Annotated in this window: 19 protein-coding genes; 14 read left to right on the forward strand and 5 right to left on the reverse strand. The window is 69.7% G+C overall.

The window, feature by feature from the left end; all coding sequences use genetic code 11:
- Nucleotides 1–260 precede the first annotated feature (260 nt).
- Nucleotides 261–677: a group II truncated hemoglobin gene (locus N5D30_RS22460; RefSeq protein ID WP_279904426.1), complete on the reverse strand. Its 417-nt coding sequence runs from the start codon at nucleotides 675–677 to the stop codon at nucleotides 261–263.
- A 202-nt stretch (nucleotides 678–879) separates the two neighbouring features.
- Between N5D30_RS22460 and N5D30_RS22465 the strand changes: the two genes are divergently transcribed.
- From N5D30_RS22465 to N5D30_RS22475, 3 genes are all read left to right on the forward strand, one after another.
- Nucleotides 880–2,256, forward strand: a complete 1,377-nt coding sequence (locus N5D30_RS22465; protein WP_279910742.1) for an L-serine ammonia-lyase — start codon at nucleotides 880–882, stop codon at nucleotides 2,254–2,256.
- Nucleotides 2,257–2,349: 93 nt separating this feature from the next.
- A complete protein-coding gene (locus N5D30_RS22470; RefSeq protein WP_220813695.1) occupies nucleotides 2,350–2,595 on the forward strand; it encodes a sigma factor-like helix-turn-helix DNA-binding protein in 246 nt (81 codons plus the stop codon).
- Nucleotides 2,592–2,897, forward strand: a complete 306-nt coding sequence (locus N5D30_RS22475) for a DUF4880 domain-containing protein (RefSeq protein ID WP_279904422.1) — start codon at nucleotides 2,592–2,594, stop codon at nucleotides 2,895–2,897. The genes N5D30_RS22470 and N5D30_RS22475 overlap by 4 nt, the downstream gene beginning before the upstream one ends.
- A gap of 183 nt (nucleotides 2,898–3,080) precedes the next feature.
- Here N5D30_RS22475 and N5D30_RS22480 read toward each other — a convergent pair whose 3' ends face one another.
- Together N5D30_RS22480 and N5D30_RS22485 are read right to left on the reverse strand one after the other, a co-directional pair.
- On the reverse strand, nucleotides 3,081–3,968 hold the full coding sequence (locus tag N5D30_RS22480; protein ID WP_279904421.1) for a PA4780 family RIO1-like protein kinase: 888 nt from the start codon (nucleotides 3,966–3,968) through the stop codon (nucleotides 3,081–3,083).
- A gap of 66 nt (nucleotides 3,969–4,034) precedes the next feature.
- Complete coding sequence (locus N5D30_RS22485) at nucleotides 4,035–4,922, reverse strand: LysR family transcriptional regulator (protein WP_279910744.1); 888 nt, start codon at nucleotides 4,920–4,922, stop codon at nucleotides 4,035–4,037.
- 102 nt (nucleotides 4,923–5,024) lie between these two features.
- On the opposite strand from N5D30_RS22485, the gene N5D30_RS22490 reads away from it, so the two are divergent.
- A complete protein-coding gene (locus tag N5D30_RS22490; protein ID WP_279910745.1) occupies nucleotides 5,025–5,666 on the forward strand; it encodes an NAD(P)-dependent oxidoreductase in 642 nt (213 codons plus the stop codon).
- Between the two features lie 11 nt (nucleotides 5,667–5,677).
- The gene (locus N5D30_RS22495) at nucleotides 5,678–5,971 is read left to right on the forward strand and encodes a DUF2218 domain-containing protein (protein ID WP_279910746.1); all 294 of its coding nucleotides are present in this window, start codon (nucleotides 5,678–5,680) and stop codon (nucleotides 5,969–5,971) included.
- Between the two features lie 817 nt (nucleotides 5,972–6,788).
- Here the strand turns inward: N5D30_RS22495 and N5D30_RS22500 are convergent.
- Nucleotides 6,789–7,991: an HD domain-containing phosphohydrolase gene (locus tag N5D30_RS22500; RefSeq protein ID WP_279910790.1), complete on the reverse strand. Its 1,203-nt coding sequence runs from the start codon at nucleotides 7,989–7,991 to the stop codon at nucleotides 6,789–6,791.
- Nucleotides 7,992–8,187: 196 nt separating this feature from the next.
- Here N5D30_RS22500 and ada point away from each other — a divergent pair, with 196 nt between their 5' ends.
- From ada to N5D30_RS22540, 8 genes are all read left to right on the forward strand, one after another.
- Nucleotides 8,188–9,213 carry a bifunctional DNA-binding transcriptional regulator/O6-methylguanine-DNA methyltransferase Ada gene (gene ada / locus N5D30_RS22505; RefSeq protein ID WP_279910747.1) on the forward strand — a complete coding sequence of 342 codons (1,026 nt, stop codon included), beginning with the start codon at nucleotides 8,188–8,190 and terminating at the stop codon, nucleotides 9,211–9,213.
- Nucleotides 9,214–9,271: 58 nt separating this feature from the next.
- Complete coding sequence (locus tag N5D30_RS22510) at nucleotides 9,272–9,577, forward strand: nucleotide pyrophosphohydrolase (RefSeq protein ID WP_279910749.1); 306 nt, start codon at nucleotides 9,272–9,274, stop codon at nucleotides 9,575–9,577.
- A gap of 33 nt (nucleotides 9,578–9,610) precedes the next feature.
- On the forward strand, nucleotides 9,611–10,360 hold the full coding sequence (locus N5D30_RS22515; RefSeq protein WP_279910750.1) for a methyltransferase domain-containing protein: 750 nt from the start codon (nucleotides 9,611–9,613) through the stop codon (nucleotides 10,358–10,360).
- 75 nt (nucleotides 10,361–10,435) lie between these two features.
- A complete protein-coding gene (locus N5D30_RS22520) occupies nucleotides 10,436–11,029 on the forward strand; it encodes a DUF4136 domain-containing protein (protein WP_279910751.1) in 594 nt (197 codons plus the stop codon).
- Nucleotides 11,030–11,092: 63 nt separating this feature from the next.
- A complete protein-coding gene (locus N5D30_RS22525) occupies nucleotides 11,093–11,653 on the forward strand; it encodes a DUF4136 domain-containing protein (RefSeq protein WP_279910753.1) in 561 nt (186 codons plus the stop codon).
- Nucleotides 11,650–12,138 (forward strand): GNAT family N-acetyltransferase, encoded by a 489-nt coding sequence (locus tag N5D30_RS22530; protein WP_279910754.1) that lies wholly within the window; start codon nucleotides 11,650–11,652, stop codon nucleotides 12,136–12,138. The genes N5D30_RS22525 and N5D30_RS22530 overlap by 4 nt, the downstream gene beginning before the upstream one ends.
- A gap of 55 nt (nucleotides 12,139–12,193) precedes the next feature.
- Nucleotides 12,194–12,637, forward strand: a complete 444-nt coding sequence (locus tag N5D30_RS22535) for a DMT family transporter (RefSeq protein WP_279903591.1) — start codon at nucleotides 12,194–12,196, stop codon at nucleotides 12,635–12,637.
- An 81-nt stretch (nucleotides 12,638–12,718) separates the two neighbouring features.
- The gene (locus tag N5D30_RS22540; RefSeq protein ID WP_279910755.1) at nucleotides 12,719–13,852 is read left to right on the forward strand and encodes a GGDEF domain-containing protein; all 1,134 of its coding nucleotides are present in this window, start codon (nucleotides 12,719–12,721) and stop codon (nucleotides 13,850–13,852) included.
- Between the two features lie 16 nt (nucleotides 13,853–13,868).
- Here N5D30_RS22540 and pbpC read toward each other — a convergent pair whose 3' ends face one another.
- On the reverse strand, nucleotides 13,869–16,217 hold the full coding sequence (gene pbpC / locus N5D30_RS22545) for a peptidoglycan glycosyltransferase PbpC (protein ID WP_279910756.1): 2,349 nt from the start codon (nucleotides 16,215–16,217) through the stop codon (nucleotides 13,869–13,871).
- Nucleotides 16,218–16,304: 87 nt separating this feature from the next.
- On the opposite strand from pbpC, the gene N5D30_RS22550 reads away from it, so the two are divergent.
- Nucleotides 16,305–16,598 carry a hypothetical protein gene (locus N5D30_RS22550; RefSeq protein ID WP_279903587.1) on the forward strand — a complete coding sequence of 98 codons (294 nt, stop codon included), beginning with the start codon at nucleotides 16,305–16,307 and terminating at the stop codon, nucleotides 16,596–16,598.
- Nucleotides 16,599–16,610: the final 12 nt, after the last annotated feature.

Consider the following 16,610-nt stretch of genomic DNA (forward strand, 5'->3'; position numbering starts at 1 on the left):
ATCGTCACCGAACACCGTAGTGACGTTAAGTACTCTGTTCATCCGCTCGCCTCCATGCAAGCTACAGCTGGCCGTCGCCTCCTGCGACGGCCATACCGACCCTGTCAATTTCAACCGAACAGGGCGACCACAACAATTCGGATTTGCCGTAAACGACGAACAGGTCTCACTTGTTACCGGCGTTTGCAGGGTGCGCTACGCGCACCGGAAGCTGCAGAGACGCTCCTGCACGGTGCGCGCGGCGCACCCTACGAATGGCGTCACGGCGCGTGGCGGGCGGCGCTGGCCTGGACGATGCGCTGGGCCGGTGCATGCAGCTGGGCCATCAGGTAGTCGACGAAATCGGGCGCGTAGCGCTGGCAGGCCACCGCGCGGGACATGCACACCAGCCAGGCCTCCGCCTGCTCCGGGCCGATCGGCCACTGGGCATGGAAGCTGGGAATGGCGATGGAGCCGTACTTCTCGGCGAACAGCTTCGGCCCGCCGAGCCAGCCGCTGAGAAAGCAGACCAGCTTGTCGCGCGCCACGGCCAGTTCCTCCGGGTACATCGCGCGCACCTCCGCGGCTTCCGGCAGCGCATCCATGAATCGGTAGAAGTCCTCCACCAGGCGGCGCAACCCTTCCAGGCCACCCGCGGCCCGATAGGACGCGTCGCCGACACCGTACTGTTCGCTCATTACCCGCTCCTCCTTGCAATGCCGGCATTCTAGTCCCGCCGGCAAGACGCCAAGTTGAGCTGGATCAGGCACTTAGCCCTTCCGCCGTTGCGCTGTGCGCATGCCATGCACGGCGAAGGACGGCAACTCCAGGTCGCATCCGCGACCGATCGCCGCAGGCATCGGGTGTAAGCTGCTGACCAGCGAGTCACAGGAACAGCCCATGGCCCTCAGCGTGTTCGACCTCTTCAAGATCGGTATCGGCCCGTCCAGCTCCCACACGGTGGGGCCGATGCGTGCCGCCGCCCGCTTCGTCGAGGGCCTGCGCCGGGAAGGACTGTTCGACGCCACGCAGAGCCTCAGGGTCGAGCTGTACGGCTCCCTCGGCGCCACCGGCAAGGGACACGGCAGCGACAAGGCGGTGCTGCTCGGCCTGGAGGGCGAGCAGCCGGACCGCGTCGATACCTCGACCATCGACGCTCGCCTCGCCGCCATGCGCGCCAGCGGGCAGCTGAAACTGGGCGGCGACAAGCCGATCCGCTTCGTCGAAAAGGAACACCTGGCGATGATACGCAAGCCGCTGGACTACCACCCCAACGGCATGGTCTTCCGCGCCTTCGACGGCGCCGGCCTGCAACTCCGCTCGCGCGAATACTACTCGGTGGGCGGCGGCTTCGTGGTGGACGAGGAAGCCGCCGGCGCCGACCGCATCGTCGAGGACAAGACCGCCCTCGCCTACCCGTTCAGGACCGCCCGGGAGCTGCTCGGCCAGTGTGCCGAGCACAACCTGTCGATCAGCCAGCTGATGCTGGCCAACGAGGCGGCCTGGCGCCCCGAGGCCGAGACCCGCGCCGGGCTGCTGAACATCTGGCAGGTGATGCAGGACTGCGTGGCCGCCGGCTGCCAGAACGAAGGCATCATGCCCGGCGGCCTCAAGGTGCGCCGCCGCGCCGCCGCCCTGCACCGCCAGCTCAGCCAGAACCCCGAGGCCAGCCTGCGCGACCCGCTGACGGTGATGGACTGGGTCAACCTCTACGCCCTGGCGGTGAACGAGGAGAACGCCAGCGGCGGCCGCGTGGTCACCGCGCCCACCAACGGCGCGGCCGGCATCGTGCCGGCGGTGCTGCACTACTACCGGCGCTTCGTGCCCGGCGCCAGCGATGACGGCGTGGTGCGCTTCCTGCTCACCGCCGCCGCCATCGGCATCCTGTACAAGGAGAACGCCTCCATCTCCGGCGCCGAAGTGGGCTGCCAGGGCGAGGTCGGCGTGGCCTGCTCGATGGCAGCCGGCGCCCTGTGCGAAGTGCTCGGCGGAACCATCGCCCAGGTGGAGAACGCCGCCGAGATCGGCATGGAACACAACCTCGGCCTGACCTGCGACCCGGTCGGCGGGCTGGTTCAGGTGCCCTGCATCGAACGCAACGCCATGGGCTCGGTGAAGGCGATCAACGCCGCGCGCATGGCCCTGCGCGGCGACGGCCAGCACTTCATCTCGCTGGACCGGGTGATCCGCACCATGCGCGAGACGGGCGCGGACATGAAGAGTAAGTACAAGGAAACCGCCCGCGGCGGCCTGGCGGTCAACATCATCGAATGCTGAAGGGGTGGCGGCAGCCTCAACCAGTATTTGAGAATAATTCTCGGGCGTATTACTCTCGCAACTTCCAGCCCAACCCTGCGCCGCCATCGAGCCATGAACACATCATCGCCCTTCCCGTCCCACCCTCTGCGCGAGCTGCACCCCATCCAGGAACTGGAACTGCTGTCGCGCCGCCTGCGCGGGCTGCCGCGACGCAGCCAGCAGGTATTCCTGCTCAGCCGCCTGGACGGTCTCTCCTACGAGAACATCGCCGAACGGCTCGGCATCTCCATGGACCTGGTGGAAAAGAACATGCTCCGGGTCCTTCGGCAGTGCCAGCGGAGCGGGACCCGAGGGTGAAGAGTTCCCCCGAACGGCAGCGCCAGGATACGGCGACCCACTGGTACGTGCGGTTGCAGAATCCGCAGCTGCCGGCCAGCGAGCGCATCGACTTCCGCCGCTGGCTGGACAGCGACCCGGCCAATGCCGAGGCGTTCCACGACGTCGAACTGCTCTGGCGGAAACTCGACGCACCGGCCCACCGGCTGGCCGGCAACGGCTGGTACCACCGCCCGTCCCTGAGCCATCTGCGCGGCCCGGCGCTGGCCGCCTGCCTGCTCGGGCTGGCGATCGGCGGCCTGCTCTGGTGGGGCGCCCCCTAGGTTATGTACGAAAAGTGCCTGCGCTCGGTGATGCTTCATTAAAAAACGGGTTCGGAATGCTCATTTACAGCTCGTAAACTCGCATGCGAGCCCAGTCCGCTTCCTCACCTGTTTTTGTGGGGGCGCCTAGCCCTCGCCTGACCTTCGCTCGACGACTTTTCGTACAGACCCTAGCGCAAACGACTATTGCGCCCAGGGCGGCGGCGGGGGTTCGTCGCGGGGGGCGTCCTCGGCGTTGCGGGCCGCCTCGCGGCGCTCCTGCTCGATCAGGGCGGCCTTGATCTCGCGCATCACCGCGCCGACGTCCGCCTGCTCCTCCGGCTCGTCGAAGTGGCCGGTGAGCGAAGTCTCGGGGGTCAGCTCGCCTTCCTCGTAGAGCGCCCACATCTCCTTGGCGTAGCGGGTCTCCAGCAGCTCCGGGGCGAACTGGCCGAAATACTCGGCCATGTTGCGCACGTCGCGCTCGAGCATGCTGAAGGCATGGTTGTTGGCAGCGGCGTCCACCGCCTGGGGCAGGTCGATGATCACCGGGCCGTAGGGATCGAGCAGCACGTTGAACTCCGACAGGTCGCCATGCACCAGGCCGGCGCAGAGCATCTTGACGATCTCACCGATCATGAAGGCATGGAACTCGCGGGCATCCTCGGGCAGCAGGTCGACATCGTTGAGCCGGGGCGCGGCATCGCCGTAGCCGTCGTCGACCAACTCCATCAGCAGCACGCCGTCGAGGAAATCGTAGGGCTTGGGCACCCGCACGCCGGCCGCGGCCAAGCGGAACAGCGCGGCCACTTCGGCGTTCTGCCAGGCGTCCTCCTGTTCCTTGCGGCCATACTTGCTGCCCTTGGCCATGGCGCGGGCGTCGCGGCTGTTGCGGGTCTTGCGCCCTTCCTGGTACTCGGCGGCCTGGCGGAAGCCGCGCTTGTTGGCCTCCTTGTAGACCTTGGCGCAACGCAGCTCGCCGCCGCAGCGCACCACGTAGACCGAGGCTTCCTTGCCGCTCATCAGCGGCCGTACCACCTCGTCGATCAGACCATCTTCGAGCAGGGGTTCCAGGCGTTTCGGGGTTTTCATCGAACTGATCGGGTTTCCACTGGTGACAATTCCGCCCTTATACGGCAATCCGCCCTCGCCGCCCAGCTAGCCCGCCGTCAACGAGCGCCGCAGGGCCTCGATGGCGTAGCGCACCTTGGCCGGCTGGGCATCGCGACGGGGCGTGACCAGGTGCAGGCCGATGGGCGCCGGCTGCCAGCGCGGCAGCACCGCGAGCAGCTCGCCCCGGACCAGCAGCTCGCGGATCTCCGGCTCCGGCTGCAGCGACAGGCCCATGCCGGCCAGGGTGAACTGGCGCACCGAAAGAATGTTGTTGCACACCACCCGCCCCTCCACCCGCAGGCGCTGCACCGCGCCCGCCGGCCCGTGCAGCGTCACCTGGGCGCCGCGCTCTTGGCCGAGGCTCAGCCAGTCCAGCTCGCTCAGCCGCTCGGGCCCGTCGATCGGGCCGCAGCGCGCCAGGTAGGACGGCGCAGCGCACAGCAGCATCGGCCAGTCGCCGATATGGCGTGCGACCAGACTGGAGTCTTCCAGGCTGCCGACGCGGATAGCCAGGTCGATGCGCTGCTCGATCAGGTCGATCTGCTCGTCCTGGAAGAACAGCCGCAGGCTCAGTTGTGGATGAGCGCGCAGCAGCGGTGCCAGGGCATCGGTGATCAGGTGGCCGGAGAACCCCACCGGCGCCGCGATACGCAGCTCGCCCACCGGCGCGTCGCGCAGCTCGGCCAGGCGCTGCTCGGCCTGCTGCGCCAGTTGCACGATCTGCCGGCAGCTCTGGTACAGCTGCTCGCCGGCTTCGGTCAGGGTCAGCCGGCGGGTGGTGCGGTGCAGCAGGCTGACCCGGGTGCTCTCTTCGAGCTTGCGAATCTGCTGGCTGACCGCCGAGGCGGTCATGCCCAGCGACTCGGCGGCGGCCACCATGGAGCCCTTCTCCACCACCGTGGCGAACAGGGCCATGCGCTTGAGCTGCTCCATTATTAAGCTCCGCTTAATTGTCAAAGCGGATTAGGCCGCTTTTTCCTGGCTTTATCCAGCGGTGATTATGTAGCCCACATTCAACGCACCCAGGAAACCTCCATGAAACTCGCCCTGATCGGCGCCACCGGCTACGTCGGTTCTGCCCTGCTCGAAGAAGCCCTGAACCGTGGCCACCAGGTGACCGCCCTGGTCCGCCACCCGGAAAAGCTGCCGCAGCACGCCAACCTCGTCGCGGTGCAAGCCGACGTGCATGACGTGGCCGCCCTCGCCAACCACCTGCGCGGCCACGACGCCGTGCTCAGCGCCTTCAACCCCGGCTGGGGCGTGGCCGACATCCGCGAGCAGTTCATAGACGGCAGCCGCGCCATCGTCACTGCGACCAAGGCCGCGGGGCTCAAGCGCCTGCTGGTGGTGGGCGGCGCCGGCAGCCTGTACGTGGCACCGGGCAAGCAGCTGATCGACAGCGAAGGCTTCCCCGCCGAATACAAGGAAGGCGCCGAGGGCGCGCGCCAGGCCCTCGACCAGTTGCGCGAAGAGCGCGAACTGGAGTGGACCTTCCTCTCCCCCGCCGCCCACCTGGAGCCCGGCCCGCGCACCGGCCAGTTCCGCCTGGGTGGCGACGAGCTGCTGCTCAAGGACGGCCAGCCAGGACATGTCTCGGTGGCCGACCTGGCCGTCGCCCTGCTCGACGAGACCGAGCAACCGCGCCACGTCCGCCAGCGCTTCACCTTGGCCTACTGAGGAGACCGTCCATGACTCAAGTGCAATCCCGCGCCTTCGTCGCCACCGACACGCCGGCGCGCTACATCGGCCGCCTGTGCAAGCACTTCGCCCACAAGGTTCCGGTCGAGTTCGACGAGCGCCAGGGGCGCGTGGAATTCGAGTTCGGCCTGGCCCTATTGCAGGCGGAAGACGGCGGCCTGAGCCTGCGGGTGCAGGCGGCCAACGACGATGACCTGGAGAAGCTGGAACATGTGGTGGCCAGCCACTTCGAGCGCTTCGCCTGGCAGGAAGCGCTGGCGCTGGACTGGCGGAAGCAGGGCTGAGGCGGTCGGGCCGAGATGGCTGGTCTGTGTCGACGGCGGGTTCTGCGTCCGGGCAGTCGGGTGCAGACCCTAGACGGACAAGGCATTCAGGAAACCCTGTCATTCCCGCGTAGGCGGGAATCCAGACGCGGGCAAGACAGCCCGTTCTGGGTCCCCGCCTGCGCGGGGACGACGGAGTGCGTGGAAGCCCAGCACCCCGCCTACCCAACCATCAATCGTCGCGGAAGATAGCGGCGGCCTGTGTCAGGCCCGTCGGCTGACGACTCCACACGAACGAGGCAACCAAAAAATCCCGTCATTCCCGCGCAGGCGGGAATCCAGTCGCGGTCGAGACAGCGCGTCCTAGGTCCCCGCCTGCGCGGGGACGACGGAGTGTGTAAAAGCCCAGCACCCCGCCTACCCAACTATCAATCGTCGCGGAAGATAGCGGCGGCTCTGCGTCAGGCCCGTCGACTGACGACCCTATACGAGCGAAGCAACCAGGAAATCCCGTCATTCCCGCGCAGGCGGGAATCCAGTCGCGGGCAAGACAGCGCGTCCTGGGTCCCCGCCTTCGCGGGGACGACGGGGTCACTGAGAGATACGTAGGGGCACAGCACCCCGCCTACCCAACCATCAATCGTCGTGGAAGATAGCGGCGGCTCTGCGTCAGGCCCGTCGACTGACGACCCTATACGAGCGAAGTAACCAGGAAATCCCGTCATTCCCGCGCAGGCGGGAATCCAGTCGAGGGCAAGACAGCGCGTCCTGGGTCCCCCCTGCGCGGGGACGACGGGAGCGTAGGTGGCACGGAGCATCCCGGTACCGAGGACCCGAACTAGGCCTCGGGAGCAGTCCTGCGAGCAGGCAGGGTCAGTTCGATGGGTTCGCCGAGGGACTCTTCCAGCCGCTGTATCTCATAATGGATGGCCGCGGCGCCGTCGGCATGTTCCCGGGCGATCCGGGCGAAGCGCTCGGCGGCCTCGATCAGGGCCAGCACCACCGACGGGTCGAAGAGCGTACCGCTGGCGGCGCTGATCTGCGCCACCGCCTCCTCGTGCTCCAGCGGCTGCCGGTAGGTGTGGCGGCTGGTCAGCTCCTCGTAGGCGCCGGCCACCGCCATCAGCCGCGCCGCCAGCGGGATGCTTTCGCCCCGCAGCCCCTGCGGGTAACCGCCGCCGTCCCACTGTTCGTGCTGGCTGTAGACAATGTCGCGGGCGTCGCGCAGGAAGTTCGGCACGCTACCCAGCTTGGCCTCGGCCGCGAGCAGCGCGTCGCGCCCGGCGATGGTGTGGCCGTGCAGCAGCTCCAGGTCCTCGCCCTGCAAGGGCACCGGGCTGAGCAGGATGCGATCCGGCAGGGTCAGCTTGCCGATGCCGTGCAGTAGCGCCGACTTGCCCAGCTGGGCGATGCGCTCCTCGTCCAGTTCGGCGGCCATGGGCGGTTGCTGGCGGGCCAGGGTCGCGGCCAGTTCGACCATGTACAGCTCGATGCGCTCCAAGTGTCTGCCGCGCGGGTTTTCGCGCATCGACGCCAGCTTGGCCATGGCCTCGATGGTCACCTCCTGCAGGCGCTGAATGTCGCGGGTGCGGCGCTTCACCTCCAGCTCCAGGTACTCGCTCCTGTCGCGCTGGAAGTCGGCGCCGGCCTTGAGCTGCAGGTGTGCGCGAATCCGCGCGAGGAGGAGGTGCGGGCGGATCGGCTTGGTGATGTAGTCCACGGCGCCGAGGTCGAAGCCGTACTGCTCGCCGTCGCGGTCAGCCATGGCGGTGAGGAAGATCACCGGGATCTCCGCGGTGGCGGGGTCGGCCTTGAGCCGGCGGCAGACTTCGTAGCCGTCCATCTCCGGCATCATGATGTCAAGCAGGATCAGGTCCGGCGGCGGGCTGGCGGCCGCGATGCGCAGGGCCATGGCGCCGCTGTCGGCGACCTTGACCCGGTAGCTGTCGGCCAACAGCTCGCTCATCAGCATGAGGTTCTCAGGCGTGTCGTCCACCAGCAGCAATACCGGCTGGTCGGGCCGATCGAGCATGTCCGCCATCATCAGCTCCTTGTCCGGGGCCACGCCGCCTTGCGCGGCGGGCCGTGAAGTATTGATCGCGCTTCGCTGAGTCGGTTCCTGCCAGGCGGCGGTTTGAAAGTCAGATGTGGATTGGCAGCGTCGGCGGGCGGATCGACAATCTCTCCATGCAGATTCGGGGGACCGCCATTCGGCGGGCCACCACCGGGAGACCACCATGCTCGATCAGGACCACTGCTGGCAGGCCGTATGCGACCGCGACGCCGATCAGGACGGCCGCTTCGTCTTCGCCGTGCGCAGCACCGGCATCTACTGCCGGCCCAGTTGCCCGGCGCGCCGGCCGCGCCGCGACAACGTCAGCTTCCACGCCGACCCGGCCAGCGCCGAGGCCGCCGGCTATCGTCCGTGCCGCCGCTGCACACCGCAGGGCCGCAGCCCGGCCGAACAGCTCGACGAGCTGGTGGTGGCCGCCTGCCGCCTGCTGGAGAACAGCGACAAGGCGCCGACTCTGGAACAGCTGGCGGCGCGCATCGGCCTGTCCGCCTCGCACCTGGCGCGCGCCTTCAAGGCCCGCACCGGAATGACGCCCAGGGCCTGGTTCGACACCCGCCGCCGCCAGCGCCTGGAGGCCGCCCTGCCCCAGGCCGGCTCGGTGCTCCAGGCGGCACTGGACGCCGGCTACTCCGGCACCCGCGCGCTGTACGAGCAAGCCTCCGCCCTGAGCCCCGCCGAGCGTCGGCGCAAGGGCGCCGGCGAGGTACTGCGCTACGCCATCACCGACTGCCGGCTGGGTCTGCTGCTGCTCGCCACCAGCGACAAGGGCGTCTGTGCGCTGCTGTTCGGCGACGACGAGGCAGAGCTGGAGGCGGAACTGCACCAGCGCTTCGCCGCCGCCGAACTGAAGCGTGACCAGCGCGGCCTACGTGACTGGCTGCGCGAGGTGCTGGCCCAGGTCGAGGAACCGACACGGGCCGCCAACCTGCCGCTGGACATGCGCGGCACCGCCTTCCAGCAGCAGGTGTGGCAGGCCCTGCGCAGCATTCCGCCGGGGCAGACACGGCGCTACGGCGAGCTGGCCGAGCAGTTGGGCAGCCACGCCCGCGCCGTCGCCCGCGCCTGCGCCAGCAACCCGCTGGGGCTGCTAGTGCCCTGCCACCGGGTAATAGGCGCCAGCGGCGCGCTCACCGGTTACCGCTGGGGCGTGCCGCGCAAGCAGGCGCTGCTGGAGAAGGAAGCCGAGTAGGCGGGACTTGCCGCGGCGCCCCTTCCGGCCGAAGCTATGCGCCCCGAAGGAGCGCTCCATGGACATCGCCGAACTCACTCGCCGCCTGCACGCCATCCGCGACCACAACGACTGGCGCCGCTTCCACAACCCGAAGAACCTGGCCATGGCCGCCAGCGTGGAGATGGCCGAGCTGGTGGAAATCTTCCAGTGGCTGTCGGAAGACCAGGCTCGTCAGCTCGATGCCGAGCGGCTGGAACACGCCGGCCAGGAGATCGGCGACATCGTGCTCTACCTCCTGCTGCTGTGCGCCGAGCTGGGCATCGACATGGACCAGGCGGTACGCGCCAAGCTGGCCGACAACGAGAGGCGCTTCGGATCGTGACCCCGCCCTCGCACAGCGCCCGTGGAGGCACCCTTGACTGACCGGCACTTCGACGAACTCGCCACCCGCTTCGCCGAGAAGATCTACGGTGGCGCCAAGGGCGCCATCCGCCTGGCCGTGCTCCAGGCCGACCTCAAGGAAGCGCTACCGGAACGCCCGCTGCGGATACTGGACGTCGGCGCCGGACTCGGCCACATGAGTCTGTGGCTGGCCCAGCGCGGCCATGCCGTGACCCTGGCGGAACCGGCCGAACCCATGCTCGAAGGCGCCCGCCAGCGCTTCGCCGACGCGGGCGTCGAGGCGCAGTTCATCCAGGCGCCCTGGCAGGACCTGCTGGGCCGGCTCAGCGAACCCTACGACCTAGTGCTCTGTCACGCCGTGCTCGAATGGTTAGCCGAGCCCCACGCCATCCTGCCCGTGCTGCACCAGCTCACCGCACCCGGCGGCTGGCTGTCGCTGGCCTTCTACAACAAGGACGCGCTGGTCTACCGCAACCTGCTCAAGGGCCACTTCCGCAAGCTGCGCAAGGAGCGCTTCGCCGGCGAGGGCCAGAGCCTGACACCGCAGAAGCCGCTCGACCCGCGCGAGCTGGCGGCGCAACTCGAAGGACGCTGGCGGGTCGAAAACCGCAGTGGCGTGCGCGTGTTCCACGACTACATGCCGAGCGAATTCCAGGCCAAGGCCGAACTGGCCGACCTGCTGGAAATGGAACTGGCCTACCGGCGCCACCCCGGCTTCGCCGGCCTGGGCCGCTACCTACACTGGATCTGCCGGCCGCGTTAGGAGCGCGACAACGCCGGATGTTCGCGAGCAGAGCTCGCTCCTACACTGTTCCTGCTGCCAGGCATGGAGACCCTCATGCGCCGCCTCCTCCTTCCACCGCTGCTCCTGCTTCTCGCCGCCTGCCAGAGCCACAACCCCTACGTGGCCGACGGCCGGCCGTTGCCGCCGGCGCCCCCCGGCGCGGCTGAGCACTTCGACCGCAGCGCCTACCCGGCGGCGCCACGCGACTACGGCCGCTACCGCGACTGGAGCTGGCGCCAGCAGCCGGCCGGCAGCGCCTGGGCCGACGGCGCGCTGGTCGCCGAGGCGGTGGGTGGCGGCCTGGACCAGCGCGGGCTGCGCCCGGTGCGCCCCGGCAAGGCCGCGGACCTGCAGGTGAGCGCCTCGCTGCGCCTGGAGAAGCGCCAGTACCAGGTGCGCGACGACTACGGCAGCTACTATGGCAATGGCCCCTACGGCGACCGCTACGGCATGTACGGCCATGTGCCGCTGACCCGCACCTACGAAGTCGAGGTGGCGGTGGTGAACATCGAGCTGTACGACGGCGCCAGCGGCCAGCCGGTGTGGAACGGCAGCGCCGAGGCGCGTGGCGAGGGCAGCCGCAGCGAGCGCGCGGACGCCCTGCGCCGCGCCGTGGCGGATGCCCTCGGCGCCTATCCGCCGCACTGACGAGTGCTTGCCCGCCAGCCCGACTTGCAGTTCGATAGGGGCTCTACCCAGGAGGTTTGCATCATGCTTTCCCGAATTCTGCTGGCACCGCTCCTGCTTCTGCTGGCCGCCTGCCAGAGCATCCACGTCGAACGCGACTTCGACGCCACCCGCGACTTCGCCGCCTATCGCAGCTGGAGCTGGCAGGAACCGGGCCTGCAGTACCAGCCGGACGATCCACGGATCAAGAGCGACCTCACCGAACAGCGCATCCGCGACGCCGTCGCCCAGGAACTCGACCAGCGCGGCCTGCGCCCGGCCCAGGGCGGCGCCGCAGCCGACCTCAAGGTGCAGGCCTGGCTGATCGTCGACGAGCGTCAGGACCAGGTCAGCACCAATTACGGTGGCTACTGGGGCGGTTATTGGGGAGGTTACTGGGGCGGCCCGGCCTTCAACGAGACCCGCACCGTGGAATACAGGGTCGCCACCATCCAGGTCGACCTGTTCGACGGCAAGGACGGCAAGCTGGTGTGGCGCGGCAGCGCCGAGCAGATCATGCGCCAGTCGCCACCCAGCCCCAGCGAGCGGGAGGCGGCCATCCGCCAGACCGTGGCCAAGGTCATCGCGCAGTATCCGCCGCGATGAGCGACCAGTTGCTCGGCCACCGCCCCGCCAGCGCGGACGACCTGGACGAGGTGGTGCGCTTCGTGCGCAACGCCGACGAGCTTTTCTACGCCTTCCCCCGCGCACACTGGCCGCTCACCCGCGAGCAGCTAGCGGCCGCCTTCGCCGAGCGCCGGGGCAACACCCTGGCCCTGCTCGACGGGCGCCCGGCCGGTTTCGCCAACTTCTACCAGAGCCTGCCGGGCGACTACTGCGCCCTGGGCAACCTGATGATCGCGCCCTGGGCCCGCGGCCAGGGCGTGGCGCGCTACCTGATCGGCGTGATGGAGCGGCTCGCCAACCGCGACTTCGACGCCCGCGAACTCAAGGTCTCCTGCTTCAACGACAACGCTGCCGGCCTGCTGCTCTACGCCCGCCTGGGCTACCGGCTGACCGGCCTGGTCGAGCGCCAGCGCGGCCAGACGCGGGTGGCACTGGTGGAGTTCGTCAAGCCGCTGCAAAGCTGACCCAAGGGACAACAACAGGCATAATCGGCACTCCTCTCGCATTCCGGAGACCGCCATGCCCAACTGGTGGCTGCTCGCCCTGCCCCTCATCGCCGGCGCCGTGATGCCGCTGCAGGCCGGCATCAATGGCCAGCTGGCCAAGCACCTGTCCAGCGTGATGGCCGCCGCCCTGGTCTCCTTCCTGGTCGGCACCCTCGCCCTGTTGATCATCGTCCTGGCCCAGCGCGAGGTCTCCGGCCTGGCCGCGTTCAAGGGATTGTCCTGGTGGCACTGGAGCGGCGGCCTGCTCGGGGCCTTCTTCATCGCCACCGCCGCCTTCGCCGGCCCGCGCATCGGCGCCCTGCTGTTCATGGTGCTGGTGCTCGCCGGCCAGTTGGGCATGGCCTTGCTGCTGGACCACAACGGCTGGGTGGGCTTCCGCGAGGCGCCCATCACCGTGGGCAAGGCCGCCGGCCTGGCACTCATCGTCGGGGGCATCTGGCTGATCCGTCGCGGCTGACGACGAAATGCTGGCACTTTGCTTTATTTGAGCGGTTGGCGACGCTATGCTGCTGATACGCCGCATTTGTGATCACAACACATGGCTCCCGAAACCCCGTTCTCCCTCAGCGCCACCTTCCCCCTTCTCCGCGAAAGCCAGGACACCCGGGTCCGCACCCGCCTGGGCGGCATCTACTACCTGCTGGCCTGGCTGCTGACCTGGGGCTTCAGCGCGGCCCCCGGCTCCATGCAGGTCCTGGGCCTGCTCGGCACCCTGCTCTTCGCCGTGATGATGGCGCTGCGCTGGCTGCACCGCCTGCCGGCCCAGGAGAGCGATGCCAGCCTGGGCCAGTGGATCGACCGCCACTGGGGCCTGATCCTGCTCACCAGCCTGGGCTGGGGCCTGGCCCACGCCTGGACGCTGCTGCGCCCGGAGTTCGAGCCGTCGCGGCTGATCGCCACCCTCAGCACCGTGGCCTTCAGCACCGCCATGGCCTTCAACTTCCCCATGCGCAAGGCCCGCTGCGTGCTGGCCATCCTGCTGCTCTACGCGCCCGGCCTGGCCGCGCTGGCGGTGCAGTGGGACACCCAGGAGGCGCTGGCCATCACCCTGGGCTTCTACCTCACCTACCTGCTGCTGGCGCTGAACCGCAGCCACCGCGAGTACCACGCCACCCTGGCCATGGAGCAGCAGCTGGTCGACCAGCGCGAGCGCTACGACCGGCTCAGCCGCACCGACCCACTGACCCAGCTGGGCAACCGCCTGCAGTTCAACAGCCTGTTCCCGAGCCTGGTCGCCAGCGCCCGGCGCCAGGGCACGCCGCTGTCGCTGGTGCTGATGGACATCGACTTCTTCAAGCGGATCAACGACGAGCACGGCCACAGCAGCGGCGACATCTGCCTGAGCGACTTCGCCGAGCGCATGCGCCAGGTATTCCGCCGCGACAGCGACGCCCTGCTGCGCCTGGGCGGCGAGGAGTTCGGCGTGCTGATGCCCGGCACCCCGCTGGACGAGGCCTGCGCCCTGGCCGAGCACTTTCGCAGCGCCCTCGCCAGCCACGGCTTCGAACTCCAGGGCCGGCGCCTGCCGCTGACCACCAGCCTCGGCGCCGGCAGCTTCGACGCGACACTGGACGACACCGCCGAGGCCTTCTTCAAGCGCGTCGACGACGCCCTCTACCGGGCCAAGAGCGAAGGCCGCGACCGCCTGGCCCTGGCCGGGCAGCCCGACTGACGCGGGCCGCGCCGACCTACTCGCTCACCTGGAACTCCACCCGCGCCGTCGCCCCGCTCTGGTCCAGCAGGCTCAGCTGGTAGACCCCGGAAGCACTCAGCTTCTGCTCGATGCTCTCCCCCGGCTGGCTCTCGCCCACCGGCGCGCCGTCGAGGAACCACCAGCGCGTACCGCTGCCGCCCAGGGCCGAGAGCTTCAGGCGCAACGGCCTGTCGCTGCTGGCGGGACGGCGCAGGCGGTCGCCGTCGCGCACGCCGACGATGGACAGCGGCGCCGCCTGCACGGGCAGCGGCGGCGGGCAATCCGGCGAAGCCGCCGGCAGCCGCGCGGCGCGGCGCTCCCGGCGTGGCAGCCAGGGCTCCAGCGGCGCCGGCCAGAGCGCGACCAGGGCCTCGCGCGCGCCCTCGCAGCCCGGCGCCACCTGGCGCCCCTCGGCATCCAGCCAGAGGCGCTGATTCAGGCCCAGCCCCAGCGGCTGGTCGGCCGCCTGCAGGGTCGGTGGCACCGTGCCTTCCAGGGTCCAGGCGAAGCGCTGGCGCCGACAGTTGGGGTCGCCCCGCGCCAGCTCCTGGCCGAGCGGCCAGCAGATGGCGGCCACGCCGACGCCGGCCGGCACCTCCTGCACCGGCGGCGCCAGGCCGCGCTGGCGGTCGCGGTTGACCAGCAGGTCGTGCACCTGCAGCAGCAGGGGCGCGGCCGAGGCCAGGCCGAACTGGCCGGGCACCGGGGTGCCGTCCGGCCGGCCGATCCACACCCCGATCAAGTGGCGCGGGCCGACCCCGACCGCCCAGGCGTCGCGGAAGCCGTAGCTGGTGCCGGTCTTCCAGGCCAGCACCGGGCGCTGCACCAGCTCGGCGCGCGGGTCGCGGTCCGGCCGTGCCTGGCCGGAGAGGATGCGCCGGACGATCCAGGCCGCCCCCGGCGACAGCAGGCGCCGTTCGCGCAGCGCGTCCTGCGGCTGCAGGCGCGGGCGCGCGGCCATGCCGCCACGGGCGAAGGCGCTGTAGCCGGTCACCAGTTCCTCGAGGCGGCTGCCGGCGCCGCCGAGGATCAGGGTCAGGTTCGGCTCGGCGCCGGCCGGTAGCGCCAGCGGCACTCCCGCGCCGCGCAGCTCGCCGGCGAAACGCCTGGGCCCGTAGGCCTCCAGCAGCTGCACCGCGGGCAGGTTGAGCGAGGTGGCCAGCGCCTCGCTGGCCGACACCGGGCCGATGAAACCGGCGGCGAAGTTGCCCGGCCGGTAGTCGCCGTAGCGACGCGGCACGTCCTGCAGCAGGGACTCGGAGTGGATCAGCCCGGCGTCCATGGCCATGCCGTAGAGGAACGGCTTGAGGGTCGAGCCGGGCGAGCGCTGGGCGCGGATCATGTCGACATGGCCGAAACGGCGGTCGTCGCTCACATCCAGCGAGCCCAGGTAGGCGCGCACCGCCATGCTCTCGCTGTCCACCACCAGGATGGCGGCCGAGGTACGCTCCGGCAGGCGCGCGCGCCAGCCCAGCAGCAGGTCTTCCAGGCGCCGCTGCAGGTTGGCGTCCAGGGTGGTGCGGATCAGCGGCGGGCTGCCCGGCACGTTCAGCCGGCGCGCCAGCAGCGGCGCCAGGTCGGGCTCCCGGCGCGGCGCCAGCAGCACCGGTTCCTGCAGGGCCTCGTCCACCGTCGTGCGCGGCCATTCGCCGAACTCCGCCAGGCGGCGCAGCACCTTGTCCCGGGCCACCTGCGCGCGCTCGGGGTGACGGTCCGGGCGCAGCCGGCTGGGTGCCTGGGGCAGCACCGCGAGCAACGCCGCCTCGGCGCGGGTGAGCTGGCTCGGCGGCTTGCCCAGGTAGGCCCAGCTGGCCGCCGCCACGCCCTGCAGGGTGCCGCCGAACGGTGCGCGGTTGAGGTAGAGGGCGAGGATTTCTTCCTTGGACAGGTGCCACTCCAGCTGCAGGGTGCGCCACAGCTGCCTGAGCTTGCCGGCAAGGGTCCGCTCGTGCGGGTCGAGCAGCCGCGCCACCTGCATCGACAGGGTGCTGCCGCCGGACAGCACGCGCCCGCCCGTGAGGTTTTGCCAGGCGGCGCGCGCCAGGGCCAGCGGGTTTACCCCCGGATGGCGGTAGAACCAGCGGTCCTCGTAGGTCAGCAGCGCCTGCAGGTAATAGGGCGACACCTCGTCGGGCGCCACCGGGTAGCGCCACACGCCCTCGGCGTCGGCGAAGCGCCACAGCGGCGTGCCGTCCTCGGCCAGCACCACGCGGGCCAGGCCATCCTCGGGCAGCGGCAGCGGGAACAGCCGGTCGGCGCACCAGAGCGCGGCCAGCAGGAACAGCGGCAGGACCAGCCAGGGGCGGCGCAGGGCTCGCCGCAGAGCGTGCGGCGAAGGTTTCATCGAGGGCTCCAGCGCAACGGGGGGAACTCGGCTCGGGCCGGCGCAGCCCAAGCTTGAGGATCACCGACAGAGTGTAAGGAAGGATCGATGGGTACCGAGAGCTTCTTCGAACGACTGGGCGAAATACTGGGCAACTTCATTCGTGTCCTGGTCGAGGCCCTGACCGGTTTCTTCCGCCTGATCGGCCAGGCCGGAGCCAACTTCATCGACGGCCTGTCCCGCTCGCTGGGCATGGACCCGAACTGGATCAGCATCCTGGTCCTGATCATCGGCCTGTTGCTGCTGGTCAGCGCCATCCGCGCCTTCCTGCGCGGCTCGATCATCTGGGGCCTGATCGTCCTGCTGCTGGCGCTCTGGACCCTGAGCCTGCTGATCGGTTGAATCACGGCCCCG

Source organism: Pseudomonas sp. GD03875 (assembly GCF_029840585.1).
Lineage (GTDB): Bacteria > Pseudomonadota > Gammaproteobacteria > Pseudomonadales > Pseudomonadaceae > Aquipseudomonas > Aquipseudomonas paralcaligenes.